This is a genomic window from Colwellia psychrerythraea (assembly GCF_000764185.1).
In the GTDB taxonomy this organism is placed as follows: Bacteria; Pseudomonadota; Gammaproteobacteria; order Enterobacterales; family Alteromonadaceae; genus Colwellia; species Colwellia psychrerythraea_B.
The window spans coordinates 79,089-93,401 of record NZ_JQEC01000039.1 but is presented as its reverse complement, the minus strand read 5'-3'; the positions used below and the strand labels follow the sequence as shown (position 1 = coordinate 93,401).

Sequence of the window (14,313 nt, the reverse complement as noted above, 5' to 3'; positions counted from 1 at the left end):
AGGTTTTATTCTTTGACATTTTAACTGCATGTTATAACTACCCTACCATTTCCATGGTCATTTTTTAGCTGCACCAACTATACATAAAGAACGTGTTACGACTTTAAAATGTATATAGCAGCACAACTCATTCTGAGTAGTTTCTAACACTTAATCATTATTTTTTAATGTGTACAGCGACTACTCACGGTTTAAGTCTTATTAATATTCATCCTAAATCACTGAAAATGATATATTACGAATATGAAGTAGGCTTATGTTAATACATATCAACCGACAACTGCACATTAACACTTTGCATATAAAAATCACAACAAAGCGTCAACATAACAAGTTTTTTACATTCAATTAGTAAACTAAGATTAGCGCAATTCAGCAGGTACTGCAAATACTATGCTTTCTTCTTTACCGGGATGCTCTATAACCTGATGACCACCATAACCTTTTAAAGCTTCAACAACTTGTTTTATTAGCACTGCTGGTGCAGATGCTCCCGCAGTAACCCCTACTTTATTGACACCCGATAACCATTCTTCTTCAATATTTTCAGCGGTATCAATTAAATAAGATGTAACACCTATTTTACTTGCCAATTCTTTTAAACGATTAGAGTTAGAACTATTTTTTGCGCCGACAACCAACATTAGATCAACTTTATCGGCTATTTCACGAACTGCGTCCTGGCGATTTTGCGTTGCATAACAAATATCGTCTTTTCGGGGTCCTTCTATTAGCGGAAACTTGGCTTGCAACGCTGCGATAACATCCATTGTATCATCCACTGATAGCGTCGTTTGGCTACAAAAATATAGTTTCCCTGGATCTTTAACTACTAATTTAGCCACATCTTCAGGTGATTCAACTAAGTAAATACCCGCAGACTCTGAGCTATATTGTCCCATAGTTCCCTCTACTTCAGGATGACCTGCATGACCAATGAGAATACACTCAATATTCTTGCGGCTAACACGGGATACTTCCATATGCACTTTAGTTACCAAGGGGCAAGTGGCATCAAATACTTTTAACGCTCTAGCTTTTGCTTCTTCTCGAACGGATTTAGATACACCATGAGCACTAAAAATGACGGTATTATCGTCAGGTATCTCATTTAGTTCGTCAACAAAAATAGCCCCTCGTTCCTTAAGGCCATCAACAACAAACTTATTATGGACAACTTCATGACGAACATAGATAGGAGCACCAAATAAATCGAGAGCACGTTCAACAATACTAATGGCTCTATCAACACCCGCACAGAAGCCACGCGGGTTAGCTAAAATAATTTCCATACCTTTCCTTCAAAATAAGCAGTAACAAAAAGCTGACTTACATTATATCAATGAAATATAAAAATTATCTATCTTTTAACCCTAAACATTAATTCAATTTTTTGGTATTTGGTATTTGGTATTAGAGGTAATGACAGTAATAAGGAGTAAATAGAGGAAAAGGATGAAAGCGTACTCAGGGTTGAGTTCGCTTTATTTAGACTTAAAGATAAATTAAAACTAGAGTAGCCCTAATTTCTTAAACTCTTTAGCAACGACTTTGCTAGGTAAAGGGATATAACCATCTTTTTCTACAATTTTCTGACCTGATTTGGAAAGAATCATTTTCAAAAACTCTGCTTCCATTGGCGGCAGTGCTTTATTTGGGTGTTTGTTAACATATACATATAAATAACGCGATAGTGGGTATTTACCTGAAATAGCATTTTCCATATTCGCTTCAATAAAGGTTGAACCTTTTTTAGCTAGCGGTAGCGCACGAACTCCAGAAGTACGGTAACCAATGCCTGAATAACCTATACCATTAAGTGAAGCTGACACTGATTGTACAACTGATGCTGAACCAGGTTGTTCGTTAACACTATTTTTAAAATCACCTTTACAAAGAGCTTTCTTCTTAAAGTAACCGTAAGTTCCAGAAACCGAGTTTCGTCCATATAACTGCACATCTTTACCGGTCCATGCTCCTGACAAGCCTAGGTCTCCCCAACGGTCAATATCTTTATCTGCCCCACATTTACGATTATTTGAGAATACTGCATCAACTTGCGCAATAGTTAATCCTTTTAATGGGTTATCTTTATGAACAAAAACAGCTAAGGCATCAATAGCAACCCTGACTCTAGTCGGTTTATAACCATAGCGTTTTTGAAAAGCTTCAATTTCACGCATTTTCATTTTGCGGCTCATTGGGCCAAGGTTCGATGTTGCTTCTGTCAAAGCCGGTGGTGCAGTAGATGAGCCCGCAGCTTGAATTTGAATATTTACGTTGGGGTAAGTTCGTTTAAAGTCTTCAGCCCAAAAGGTCATCATATTCGCTAAGGTATCAGAGCCAACAGAGGATACGTTTCCTGAAATACCACTGACCTTAGTATACTCTGGTAAATTTTCATCGAGTGCCAGTGCTGAGAAACTAACTAAACTTGATAAACTAATAATACTTATAATTTTCTTTAAACTCATGGTTATCTCCGATAAGAGCTTGAACGATTTGATTATCAACACTATACGAATTGAATATGACGATTATATGTAAGTTATATTACACAATTATGACGACCAACAAGTTAACTCGAGGTATCAGCCAGGGTACTTTGATCAAAGTGAATGGAGAACTCACTGCCTTGTCCCCAGTGGCTACTAATGACTAATTCAGCTTGATGGTGATGCAAGACATGTTTGACTATTGCTAAACCTAAACCTGAACCACCTGTATCTCTCGATCGAGATCTATCAATACGATAAAAGCGTTCAGTTAAACGATTCACATGCTCAGGTTTAATACCATCACCGTTATCTTTAACTGAAAAAATAGCTTTATTACCTAATAGTTGCCAACTTACGTCAATACAACCATTGGGTGGGGTATAAGCTATCGCATTTGATAAAAGGTTAGCGCAAGCACTTTTTAGCTCAGTTTCAAAACCTATAATATTAATATCAGTACTGATATCTAGGGTAATTTGATGTTGTTTATCTTGATTAAGCCAATTTATTTCTTCAACTAAAGTGCGAATTAATTGCACCATATTGACTGATTGCTTCTCGTCATAACTATTATTTTCCACTTTAGCTAGATTCAGCAACTGCTCCACTAAACGATCCATTCGAGAAACCTGACCTTCAATAGTCTGAAATGCTTTTTGCCAATGTGGCTCAAATGTTTCTTGTGAGGCCTGGATCATCTCAACATAACCCCGTACAACAGTTAAAGGGGTTTTTAACTCATGAGAGACATTAGCAACAAAATCGCGACGCATTTCCTCTAACCGTTGAATATTAGAAATATCTCTGGCTAATAGCAAAACATGATCACTACCATAAGCCATAATCCTAATTTCTAACTGCACTTCAGGGTGCATAGGGGAAATTAGCGAACAAGGTGATTCAAAGTTTTCATGGGCTAAATACTCCGAAAAATCAGGCGCTCGAAGTAAGTTATCTATGCGTAGACCAAAGTCATCGGGCCAGCGAACGCCTAAAAGTCGTTGTGCCTTTTTATTACCCCATTCAATAGTGAGCTCTTTGGACAACATTAATGCCGCATCAGGGAGGGCTTCAGCGCCATCACGGAAACGGCGAATTTTCTCATTTAACTGCTTTTGCTTATTACGCTGCTGCTTAACTTGACGATACAAACCATCATATAAGTAGCCCCACACCCCACTTGCCTGAGGCGGAGAAAGTGTTTTAGAGCGCCACAACCAATTGATTAATTTAAATAAATGATGATAATGCCAAACTAATAAAAAAATACTACTAGCAAGCATGGCTAGCAACACATAATCAAATAGCCAGCCTACCAATGCACTTACAGTCAATAAGGCGAATAAACGATATATAATGATTTTAAAAGATAAACGGAAATGCATGCTTGTCTAATTACTTTCCAACAGAGGTATAGTTATAGAGAACTGACTTTTTTTAATTTACTCGAAAAGCGGTAACCTGCTCCTCGAACTGTTTGCACAAAATCATCATGCCCTTCGCCGGAGATGGCTTTTCGTAGGCGTCTAATGTGCACATCAACAGTCCTGTCTTCAACATAAATATTTGTGCCCCATACATTATCAAGTAATTGTTCTCTTGAGTACACTCGCTCGGTATGAGTCATAAAAAAGTGCAATAAACGAAACTCTGTCGGCCCTAGCTCTAAGCTTCGGCCATTAATAGCAACACGATGGGCAACAGGATCAAGCTTTAAACCATGAAAATCAACTTCCTCTTCAAGAGAGGTAGGCGAAACTCGACGAATTACCGCTTTAATCCGAGCAATAAGCTCTTTAGGCGAAAAGGGTTTAGTGACATAGTCATCAACACCCGCTTCAAAGCCTTTTACTTTGTCGTCTTCATCACTACGGGCCGTAAGCATGATTACCGGAATATTACGGGTATATTCATTTTGCTTTAGCTTTTTTGCCAACGAAACTCCGGTGCCACCAGGTAACATCCAATCAAGTAATATCAAGTCTGGATAAGGTTCATGGATTTTAGCTAAGGCTTGCTCTATATCACAAGCTTCAATGGCATTAAAACCATTTTGATCTAATACAAAACTAATCATTTCCCTGATTGGGGTCTCATCCTCAACAACTAAAATTTTACGGCTCATGTATACATCCTATTAATATGGCTAACTGATGTAATCTACTGTTGCTAATGAATATTAACAAAAAATTACACTCGATAAGTTATTGTGCAGAAGTTAAGTGACAGTTTTATGACAAAATGAAAATTATCAAGCAAGCTTGATAATTTAGCAAGTTAATAGATGTACAAAGCCGCTAAAACATAATGAGTTAGCGGCTTTGTTTCATATTAATATCTAAGGTCTAAGGTCTAAAATTTTTGCTCCATGCCTACAGCAAAATATTTACCAGCTTCAGAAAATTTATAGAAATTACCGTCATTACCTTCAACAACATTACCTTCCCTATCTGTGTACCAAGCATACAACTTAGTCTTGTCACCCAATTTATAATCTGCGCCAACACTAATAGCATCAGCACCAGCGAACTCTTGGTATTCAAGCTTAGCCAGAACTTTACCTATTTTATAAGAGACATTGGCAGCATACCCTGTTTCGGACTTTCCGGTAGTAACAACTTCGGTATCAACAAACATTGCTCCTAAACGTAATTTGCCAAATTTATACATACCTGTAACCCGTGTATTAGCCAGAGGTTCAGTCGTTGAAATTGATTCACCTTCACTGTCAACACCTTTGAATTTAACAGGCATGTTTTCATCATGGGCAACAGATAAGAAAAAGTCGGTTTTTTTCAAGCTTAAATCACCAAAAAATATGCCTATTGAATAAGGATCACTAGCATCATGGTCATCAGAAATAATATAACTGGTCAGTATTTGAAGGTTATTATAGGCAGGTGATTTATAAGTAATCGAATCAGCAACCCGGTTTTCGCCAATAAAAAGATGTTTTAAGTCCCCCTCATAATCGTTGAACAAGTCAAATTTACCTTGTGATACTTTTAAAGTAGTATCTGATCGTCCAACGGTGACTTCACCAAAGTTACCTTTTATACCAACCCATTGGTTACGAGCAGTTAATGTATCTTTAGTGTCATCATTAACGTTAACTTGCCATTCAAGTTTATAGATTGCCGTTAAACCGCTATCTAAATAATACTTACCTTTAACGCCAACACGAGAAGCGTTACTCTTTAACTCATTAAAAGAATCACCTTTTTCTTCGGTTGCTTGTAATGAGATATTTAATTTCCCGTAAAAATCGATAACTTCTTTGTTTTTGGGGGTCTGACTAGGTTCTTTATCTGCTGCTAATGCTGGCATAGTCAATAATGAACAAACTGCTAATACTATACAGCTTTTAACGTCTTTCATAAGTGTTCCTAAATAATTTTAATTGTAAGTAATTGAACTAATGTGGGTACTCTACAAGATCTTTATTAAAGTTTTGTTACAAACGTAAAGATATATTCATAAATAATACTTATAGAGGTCATACTATTTATTTAATTAAAATAATGCTTCAGTTAGAATGATAGAATAAGTACTATAATTTTAGACCATATGTGTTCTTTTCGCGCACTTTAAAAATGATTTACTAGAATTAACAATAAGTTCCTAAAAATTACCTAAAAGATAACTGATATGAAAATAACCAGCATATCGCGTAAGCTGCTAACAAGAGTACTTTCTGTTTATTTCATCTTAACGATCAGTGTTACTGGCGTGCAAATTATAGCTGAGTATTTTAATACCAAAAGTCACATCAATAGTGAGTTGCTCACTTTACAGAAAACAATTAGCGGCAGTCTAACTCGTGCAGTTTGGGAGTTAAATACTAAACAAGCTGTCGACATTTCAGAAGGCTTAATCGCCATTCCGCTAATTAAGGGAATAACAGTTACTGACGAAGCAAATGACATTATCACTCAGCTTGGTGAAGTACTGACTCTGCCTGCTCAAACGTCTCAAGAAGCTTATAGTGAACATCAAAGTATAAGCTCTCTAAGTGAAGGGTTATTTGGTCATTCATTCCCACTTATCTTCGAATTTTCAGGGCGCACAACTACCGTTGGCACTGTGACCTTATTGTCAAGTAATGATGTTATATTTAGTCGAATTGAGGTCGGAATATATTTTCTCATTGGTAATGCCATTGTAAAAACGGCTTTTTTAGTCTTCCTATTCTCATTAGCTTTCACCAAGTTACTCACTGAACCATTACAAGAACTAACCGACCAAATGAAGCAACTTGATCTTCATGATCCAGAAGCCTCTAAGTTTCACAGCATGAATAATGAAAGAGATGAGTTAAATATCCTTGAGGACGCTTACAACAACCTCATTGATGAACTCATTGAATTTAAAGATAAACTTGCGCTATCCCAACGAGAAACCAATTCAGCCAATGATAAATTAGATGAACAGAACTTATTGTTAGAACAAGAAGTTGCTAAAAAAACATCAACACTAAGCAGTACTTTATTGCGCATGGAGGTTCAGCAAAAAGAAATGTTAAAACAACAACATCAATTAGAAGCTGAAAACAGTCGTCGGCGTAAAACAGAAAGTACGCTTATCACTACAAACAAAGATTTAAAAAGTTCCATAATTGAATTAAGCAAAGCACAGGATAGATTATTAGAAGCTGAAAAAATGTCTTCTTTAGGACAACTTAGTGCAGAGGTTTCCCATGAGATCAATACACCAATTGGAATCAGTATTACTTCAACAAGTTATTTATCCGATGTCATCAATAAATTACAGCAAGATATAAATGAGAAAAAGCTGTCAAAGCGCACAATTGATAGCTTTATTGTTAATGCACAACAGAGTATTGACTTACTACTAAATAATTTACAAAGGGCGGCTGAATTAATTACCAGCTTTAAACAAGTAGCGGTAGATCAAACCAATGACAAAGTTAGATTAATTAATGTTGCTAAATATCTTGATGAGATCATTCAGTCTATTCACCCTAAACTAAAAAAAACGACCCACTGCATTAAGGTTCATTGCGATCCCCATATTGAAATTTATACCCACCCTGGCGCCATAGCACAAATTATCATTAATTTAATTATCAATTCAATCGCCCATGGTTTCCCTAATATAAACCGCGGCGAAATGACTATCGATATAAGCATGGTGCAGCAAAGGTTAATAATTCTTTATAGCGATAACGGCGTGGGAGTCAATGAGCAACAGCTTGAGAAGTTATTCGACCCTTTTTATACAACTCAAGCAAATAAAGGTGGCACCGGTTTAGGAACTCATATTATAAAAAATCTTATTGTAGATACACTTAATGGATCCATTGACGCGTCCTCTAAAGAGAATGAAGGTTTAAGCTACAGTATGACTTTTCCAGATATGAGGTATAGTTAAAAGCTACTGCCTAAATAATAGAATTCAGGTATGATAATCGGCAAAATACTCCCTTATCAGCCTAGGATTTACTTATGTGGTTTAAAAACCTTTACTTTTTTGCTTTCACTCGCCCATTTGAGTGGTCAGAGAAAGACTTAGAAAAACACTTATCAGAGCACCTGTTTACTCCATTAGGCTCTACAGAGATAGCTCATTTTGGCTGGATAAACGCATTAGGAAAACACGGTGACACGAGTGTTCATACTGCAAACGGTAATTTTCTTATCTGTGCACGAAAAGAAGAAAAGATGCTTCCGGCATCAGTTATAAAAGATATGGTAGAAAAAAAAGTAAATCTACTTGAGCAAGAACAGGGACGTGGCGCGACTAAAAAAGAAAAAGAGCAATTCAAAGAAGATATAACTTTTGAATTATTACCGCGTGCTTTTTCCCGTATTACCGATACTCATGCCTACATCAGCCCTGTTAACAATATTATTGTTATCAATTCAAGTTCACGTGGTAAAGCTGAAGATTTATTAGCCTTATTACGAAAAGTCCTTGGCACTCTCCCTGTTACCAGTTTTGATCCAGATATTTGTGTTGATGAAACAATGACTGATTGGTTAAATAATCAAAGCTTAGGTGGTAAGTTTACCCTAGGAATGGAGGCCGAATTTAACGCATTAGGTGATGATGGCGCTATTGTTAGGGTAAAGAATCAAGATCTTATTGGTGATGAGATCAAGTCACACCTTGATGCCGATAAATATGTAGTGAAGGTAGCACTTGAGTGGGATGAATCACTCTCATTTATTTTATGTGATGATCTAGCGATAAAACGTCTTAAATTTTTTGATGTTATACACGAACAAAATGACGATATTGATAGTGATGATGTAGTTGCTAAACTTGATGCTGATTTTGCGCTGATGGCTGGGGAGATCAACCGATTTATTATCGATTTATTGGCTGAATTTTCTATGAAGACAACAGATCACTTAGAAAAAGATTAACATAGCTTTAATTTAATCAAATAAAAAGGGCGATTTTATTCCGCCCTTTTCTTCTTCACAACTGTCTATAATATCGCGATGAACTACTAGCTAAATAAACATAGCTCTGACTGCATCACATTTTTCTTTAAATTCATCACAATCCATATAATCTATTTCAGGTAAAAGACCTTTCTTAGTATAACTGCCTAAAAGTGCCTCTTTCGTTGACTCGTTTTTAAAAACATTATGATAGATAGCTCCAGCTCGAATGAAGTCTAGATAGTGTACCTCTGTAGGTAGGATTGTTAAATCACTCCAGCTTTCAGCCAATAGAGTAAACTCCTCAGAAAATCCCCAGCTACGAGTAATAGCTCCCCCTACTCGTCCTGATAACTTAATAATGGCTTGTTGTAAAAATGTTGGGTTAGCAAAAACATCAGGGTGATTTTCTGCCTCTGTTAAAATAGGTAAAACACCAATATTATGGACCAGCGCCGCCAAGGTAATAGTATCAAGAGAAAGCGATGTATGTTTGTGCTTTTTTAGATATAAATCCATCAAGCTAATTGCTACAGAAGCAATATCAATAGTTTTAAGCCAAGCCTTGTTCATGTACATAGTCACAACATCATTATGTGATACAAAGACTTGTTCAATTGCCATTGCCGTTGCAATACTTTTAATTTGTCTTAAGCCAATACGTGTTACTGCTTGTGGCACTGTTTCAACTTTCACACTACGTCCCAAAATAGCATTGTTTGCAACTTTTAGCATACCTAAAGATAAAGCAGGGTCTTGAGCAATAATATCACTCATATGATTTAAGTTAATATCGGGATCATCCGCAGCACTTCTTACTTTTAAGGCAACCTCAGGTAGTGTCGGGAGTACAAGAGTGTCTTGTTTAATCTTCTCTGTCAAAATAGTATACAGGGCATTTTCAGTTGCCATAAATCCACCTTTATTTTTATTGTGCTTACTTTTAAAAGTAGCACATTTTTTTAAAAGTAATATGTTTTCTTAATGTTTTTCAAGCTAATAGCTAAATTAGTTATTTATCATATGCAGCTTGTCCTCACCGCGCTTCTGGCAAGTACAGAGTAAACGTTGATCTAGATCATGCTTGCCTTAATTCGAAATGGCAGAGCCAATAGCTATTGAGTATAATTTGCCGCTGATTTTTCGATCCATTCCTTCATTAATTTGAGTACCCCATGATCAAACCTGAACTTCTTTCTCCCGCTGGCAGCTTAAAAAACATGCGTTATGCATTTGCTTACGGTGCTGATGCTGTTTATGCAGGCCAACCGCGCTACTCTCTACGTGTCAGAAATAATGAATTCAGTTTAGAAAACATTCAAATAGGAATAAATGAAGCCCACCAAATAGGTAAAAAATTCTATCTAGTTAATAACATTGCGCCACATAATGGCAAGTTAAAAACTTTCCTTAAAGATATAGCACCTATTATTGCCATGAAACCAGACGCATTAATTATGTCCGATCCCGGTTTAATTATGCTTGTTAGAGAAAATTTTCCTGACACGTCAATTCACCTATCAGTGCAAGCCAATGCGGTCAATTGGGCCACTGTCAAGTTTTGGCAGCAACAAGGCGTAGAACGGGTAATATTATCCAGAGAGCTTTCTCTAGATGAAATTGAAGATATCCGCTTTCATTGTCCTGAAACGCAACTAGAAGTGTTTGTTCATGGCGCACTTTGCATGGCTTACTCTGGCCGCTGTTTGCTCTCTGGTTATATCAATAAACGAGACCCGAACCAAGGAACCTGCACAAATTCTTGTCGGTGGAAGTATGATACTCATCAAGCAAAAGAAACTGAAACCGGTGATATTATCGCAATTCAGCCTGACAATGTTGATATTTATACGCCTGAAAAGGACATGTTACTACCACCAGAAAAACCTGTTGACGATATTATTTTACTTCAAGAGCAAGGTCGCCCTGGTGAGTATATGCCTGCATTTGAAGATGAGCATGGCACTTACATCATGAATTCTAAAGATTTACGCGCTGTTGAACATATAGAACGTTTAGTTAAAATGGGTGTGCATTCATTAAAAATTGAAGGTCGAACTAAATCATTTTATTACTGCGCAAGAACCGCGCAAGTTTATAGCCAAGCCATTGACGATGCAGTAGCTGATAGAGCATTTAACCCAAGCTTAAATACTGATTTAGAGCACCTAGCACATCGTGGATACACTGAAGGATTCTTGCAGCGTCACCGCCACGGCGATACTCAAAACTATGAATATGGCTATTCAAAGAGTGATACTCAGCAATTTGTCGGCGAAGTACTCGGGCTAAATCAGGAAAATGGCTTGATTGAAATTGACGTTAAGAATAAGTTCCTTACCGGCGACCAACTTGAACTAATGACACCAGCAGGAAACCACACTTTTACCTTAACTTATATGATTAACAGTAAAACAGGTGAAGTTATCACTGATGCTAAAGGCTCTGGCCATAAAGTAGCTATTGAACTTGATACAGAGCTAACACTAGATTTTGGCATTATCATGCGCTATTTAGATGAAGGTGGCACTACGCGTCATCCCTTTGCACAGAACAAATAAACTAAATAATTGCAATTCAACGATGATAATAATGATGACTATACCGGCGATTAATAACATCTCATTAAGTACATGAAATTAACAATATGGCATTAAAGATTTTAGACAGCTGCATAAACTGTGATATGTGTGATCCTGAATGCCCTAACGAAGCAATCACCCTTGGCGCTAAAGTTTATGAAATAAACGTAGATAAATGCACAGAATGTATAGGCCACTATGAAAAGCCTACTTGTGTAAGTGTTTGTCCTATTGACTGTGTAAAACCAGATGCAGAGAATGTCGAAAGTGAAGATGATTTGTTAACGAAGTTTATTAACTTACATGGCTAATTTGATGTATTTATAACTAGAGCAAAAAGTAAGTATTGCTCTAGTTATATGGTTTTTATCGAGTGGGTAATTCTATATCTTTCAAAAACTCATCAACTTCATGATTATTCTTTAATAACATAGCTCGAGTGACAATATCTTTAGTTAAGTGTGGAGCAAATCTTTGAATAAAATCATACATATAGGCACGTAAAAAGCTGCCTCGTCTAAAACCTATCTTAGTTGTACTTGCTTTGAATAAGTGACTTGCATCAATCACAACAAGGTCACTGTCGATACGTGGGTCAATTGCCATTGAAGCAATGACCCCAACCCCAACCCCTAGACGCACATAAGTTTTAATAACGTCCGCATCAGTAGCTGTGAAGGCTATTTTTGGTTTTACCCCTGCGCTATCAAAAGCCGCATCAAGTTCCGAACGACCGGTAAAACCAAAAACATAAGTAACTAGCGAGTACTTCGCAATATCAGCTATAGTAATACTTTGCTTTTTAGCTAACGGGTGATCTGGACGAACAATAATACTTCGATTCCAGTGATAACAAGGTAACATTACCAGGTCGTTGTACAAATGTAATGACTCGGTGGCGATAGCAAAATCTGCATCACCTTTAGCTGCTGCATCACTTATTTGTGCCGGTGTCCCTTGTGACATATGCAAAGACACTTTACTGTATCTTTTAATAAAACCTTGAATTACATCTGGTAAGGCATAACGTGCTTGAGTATGCGTAGTAGCTATGCGTAACTTACCTTCATCAGGTTGGGTATGCTCTCTGGCAACAGCCTTAATACCTTCTACTTTTGAAAGAATTTTGGTTGCGATGTCAATAACATCTTGTCCGGCCTCTGTAACATGAGTTAAATGCTTACCACTACGGCCAAAAATTTGAATACCTAATTCATCTTCAAGCATTCTCACCTGTTTGGAGATGCCTGGCTGGGAGGTAAATAAACTGTCTGCCGTAGCAGAAACATTCAAGTTGTTATTTAACACTTCAACTATGTAGCGCAATTGCTGTAATTTCATATAAATACTCAAGTAGCATTAATAAATGCGAATTGTGGCCTTCTTATGCCAAAATAATATACTTAATTGAACATTTATTCCATTATATTTTTACTTTTTGTAAATATAATTATCCACTTATTATTAAATTTGGTAAAAATATTTTTCACTTAGTTATACTGTAGACACAATTGTTATTTTCCGAGCTTTTTTTAAGCCAAATGTGCAACTAGCTCTATGCTAAACATAACAATTTTTGTAGACTGTTTAGCAGTTAATTTATTCAAGAGAGTCTTAGATGGTCGCTATTATTGTTGGTTTAATTATTGCCTTAATTGTCATTGTTGTTGTTGTTAGCTCTATTCAACAACATAAAGAAAAATTAGAAGCAGAAAAGCGTGTAAAAGTTTCTAAGCAAAAAGCAATTATTGATGAAAGCGAAGAGCTCATTTTTAATTTAGCTAACTTACCTAGCAATCCTAATATTGTGAAAATATTAAACCGCCGCAGTTTAAATGCAGCTAAAACTATGCAAGAGCTGATGCCTGAAGTAAAAGGCATTAAAAAAAGAGTACAAGAATTAACGTCTCGATTAAAAGCCTCAGAAGATCTGGCTGAAAGCCAATCTGGTATGGAAGATAGCTTTACCTTGCCTGATAATGAACAACAGCTTGTTGGCATTTTACAATGTATTAAAAAATTGAGAGTCGTGCTTAAGTCAGAGCAAAGTAAAGGTGCTTTAGATGCACAAACCTTTACCGCTGAAGACCAAAAATTAGCGGCTATGCAATTAAAAATCAACATTGAAAGTTTAGTCAAGCGGGGTACTCAAGCATTTAATAAAGAAATGCTTGGCTCAGCCAGACAATACTTTGAGAAGGCCTTGCAAAGTTTAGCAAATAGCCCAGTCAAAAATGATTATGTTACCGCGAAACAAGCTGATATTACTCAGCAATTAGAAGATATTACCGATGCTTTAAAACATACCAATGCGAAAGATGCCGCGAAAAAAGCTAAAAGTGAAGAAGACGAATTGGATTTATTATTCCAACCGAAGAAAAAATGGTAACCTCTCGTCAAAGCCAGAATATTTCTGGCTTTCTTATAACTATCTAAGCCCCTAATCCCAGTGGAAATAATTAACGCCATAAACTTACCAAGCTTTGTTAGACGAACATTGAAAGCATACGCCCTGAAAGCTCATATAAAACAATTAGGTTGTGGTTTAAGCCGTATTGGTCGCTCTAGAAACTGGCAACTAAAAGCCAACTTCAGTCAAATACAAGCCATAATTGAATTTATTGAACAAGAGCAAGAAGAAAGCTGGTTCTGGCTCGTTAAACTACTCCGAAAAGAGTATCAACATTTAAGTCACGAAAGCCTTTTAGCGTTAGCAAGCCCCATGAGCGGAATTACGATCACCGCCTTAATGGCTAAAACAGATTGTACATTGGCCCAAGCAAGAAAGGTATTAGATGCATTAGAGGGCATTGATTAGAGCAC

At 36.7% G+C, this 14,313-nt stretch carries 13 protein-coding genes; 6 read left to right on the top strand and 7 right to left on the bottom strand.

Going from position 1 to position 14,313, the window contains the following annotated elements; translation table 11 throughout:
• Window positions 1–362 precede the first annotated feature (362 nt).
• From ispH to GAB14E_RS09720, 5 genes are all read right to left on the bottom strand, one after another.
• Entirely contained in the window at window positions 363–1,292 is a 930-nt protein-coding gene (gene ispH / locus GAB14E_RS09700) for a 4-hydroxy-3-methylbut-2-enyl diphosphate reductase (RefSeq protein WP_033082736.1), read from the bottom strand.
• Between the two features lie 219 nt (window positions 1,293–1,511).
• The gene (locus GAB14E_RS09705) at window positions 1,512–2,474 is read right to left on the bottom strand and encodes a PstS family phosphate ABC transporter substrate-binding protein (protein WP_033082735.1); all 963 of its coding nucleotides are present in this window, start codon (window positions 2,472–2,474) and stop codon (window positions 1,512–1,514) included.
• Between the two features lie 104 nt (window positions 2,475–2,578).
• The gene (phoR, locus tag GAB14E_RS09710; protein ID WP_033082734.1) at window positions 2,579–3,883 is read right to left on the bottom strand and encodes a phosphate regulon sensor histidine kinase PhoR; all 1,305 of its coding nucleotides are present in this window, start codon (window positions 3,881–3,883) and stop codon (window positions 2,579–2,581) included.
• Between the two features lie 32 nt (window positions 3,884–3,915).
• Complete coding sequence (gene phoB, locus GAB14E_RS09715) at window positions 3,916–4,623, bottom strand: phosphate regulon transcriptional regulator PhoB (protein ID WP_033082733.1); 708 nt, start codon at window positions 4,621–4,623, stop codon at window positions 3,916–3,918.
• Between the two features lie 227 nt (window positions 4,624–4,850).
• The gene (locus tag GAB14E_RS09720; protein WP_052093740.1) at window positions 4,851–5,876 is read right to left on the bottom strand and encodes a porin; all 1,026 of its coding nucleotides are present in this window, start codon (window positions 5,874–5,876) and stop codon (window positions 4,851–4,853) included.
• Between the two features lie 270 nt (window positions 5,877–6,146).
• Here GAB14E_RS09720 and GAB14E_RS09725 point away from each other — a divergent pair, with 270 nt between their 5' ends.
• The gene (locus GAB14E_RS09725) at window positions 6,147–7,889 is read left to right on the top strand and encodes a sensor histidine kinase (protein ID WP_033082732.1); all 1,743 of its coding nucleotides are present in this window, start codon (window positions 6,147–6,149) and stop codon (window positions 7,887–7,889) included.
• Window positions 7,890–7,963: 74 nt separating this feature from the next.
• Window positions 7,964–8,887 carry a recombination-associated protein RdgC gene (rdgC, locus tag GAB14E_RS09730; RefSeq protein WP_033082731.1) on the top strand — a complete coding sequence of 308 codons (924 nt, stop codon included), beginning with the start codon at window positions 7,964–7,966 and terminating at the stop codon, window positions 8,885–8,887.
• A 90-nt stretch (window positions 8,888–8,977) separates the two neighbouring features.
• On the opposite strand, the gene GAB14E_RS09735 is transcribed toward rdgC, so the two are convergent.
• A complete protein-coding gene (locus GAB14E_RS09735) occupies window positions 8,978–9,820 on the bottom strand; it encodes an HDOD domain-containing protein (protein WP_033082730.1) in 843 nt (280 codons plus the stop codon).
• A 263-nt stretch (window positions 9,821–10,083) separates the two neighbouring features.
• Between GAB14E_RS09735 and trhP the strand changes: the two genes are divergently transcribed.
• A complete protein-coding gene (gene trhP / locus GAB14E_RS09740; protein ID WP_033082729.1) occupies window positions 10,084–11,469 on the top strand; it encodes a prephenate-dependent tRNA uridine(34) hydroxylase TrhP in 1,386 nt (461 codons plus the stop codon).
• 86 nt (window positions 11,470–11,555) lie between these two features.
• Window positions 11,556–11,801 (top strand): YfhL family 4Fe-4S dicluster ferredoxin, encoded by a 246-nt coding sequence (locus GAB14E_RS09745; protein ID WP_033082728.1) that lies wholly within the window; start codon window positions 11,556–11,558, stop codon window positions 11,799–11,801.
• Between the two features lie 55 nt (window positions 11,802–11,856).
• Here the strand turns inward: GAB14E_RS09745 and cysB are convergent, their stop codons facing one another.
• Window positions 11,857–12,831 (bottom strand): HTH-type transcriptional regulator CysB, encoded by a 975-nt coding sequence (gene cysB, locus GAB14E_RS09750; protein ID WP_033082727.1) that lies wholly within the window; start codon window positions 12,829–12,831, stop codon window positions 11,857–11,859.
• A gap of 277 nt (window positions 12,832–13,108) precedes the next feature.
• On the opposite strand from cysB, the gene GAB14E_RS09755 reads away from it, so the two are divergent.
• Together GAB14E_RS09755 and GAB14E_RS09760 are read left to right on the top strand one after the other, a co-directional pair.
• Window positions 13,109–13,879 (top strand): hypothetical protein, encoded by a 771-nt coding sequence (locus GAB14E_RS09755; protein WP_033082726.1) that lies wholly within the window; start codon window positions 13,109–13,111, stop codon window positions 13,877–13,879.
• Window positions 13,880–13,939: 60 nt separating this feature from the next.
• Complete coding sequence (locus GAB14E_RS09760) at window positions 13,940–14,308, top strand: ribosome recycling factor family protein (protein ID WP_033082725.1); 369 nt, start codon at window positions 13,940–13,942, stop codon at window positions 14,306–14,308.
• Window positions 14,309–14,313 lie beyond the last annotated feature (5 nt).

Excerpts from the sequence above, each read along its gene's own strand:
- ispH (WP_033082736.1), bottom strand. The coding sequence starts at position 1,292 with ATGGAAATTATTTTAGCTAACCCGCGTGGCTTCTGTGCGGGTGTTGAT.
- GAB14E_RS09705 (WP_033082735.1), bottom strand. The coding sequence starts at position 2,474 with ATGAGTTTAAAGAAAATTATAAGTATTATTAGTTTATCAAGTTTAGTT.
- phoR (WP_033082734.1), bottom strand. The coding sequence starts at position 3,883 with ATGCATTTCCGTTTATCTTTTAAAATCATTATATATCGTTTATTCGCC.
- phoB (WP_033082733.1), bottom strand. The coding sequence starts at position 4,623 with ATGAGCCGTAAAATTTTAGTTGTTGAGGATGAGACCCCAATCAGGGAA.
- GAB14E_RS09720 (WP_052093740.1), bottom strand. The coding sequence starts at position 5,876 with ATGAAAGACGTTAAAAGCTGTATAGTATTAGCAGTTTGTTCATTATTG.
- GAB14E_RS09725 (WP_033082732.1), top strand. The coding sequence starts at position 6,147 with ATGAAAATAACCAGCATATCGCGTAAGCTGCTAACAAGAGTACTTTCT.
- rdgC (WP_033082731.1), top strand. The coding sequence starts at position 7,964 with ATGTGGTTTAAAAACCTTTACTTTTTTGCTTTCACTCGCCCATTTGAG.
- GAB14E_RS09735 (WP_033082730.1), bottom strand. The coding sequence starts at position 9,820 with ATGGCAACTGAAAATGCCCTGTATACTATTTTGACAGAGAAGATTAAA.
- trhP (WP_033082729.1), top strand. The coding sequence starts at position 10,084 with ATGATCAAACCTGAACTTCTTTCTCCCGCTGGCAGCTTAAAAAACATG.
- GAB14E_RS09745 (WP_033082728.1), top strand. The coding sequence starts at position 11,556 with ATGGCATTAAAGATTTTAGACAGCTGCATAAACTGTGATATGTGTGAT.
- cysB (WP_033082727.1), bottom strand. The coding sequence starts at position 12,831 with ATGAAATTACAGCAATTGCGCTACATAGTTGAAGTGTTAAATAACAAC.
- GAB14E_RS09755 (WP_033082726.1), top strand. The coding sequence starts at position 13,109 with ATGGTCGCTATTATTGTTGGTTTAATTATTGCCTTAATTGTCATTGTT.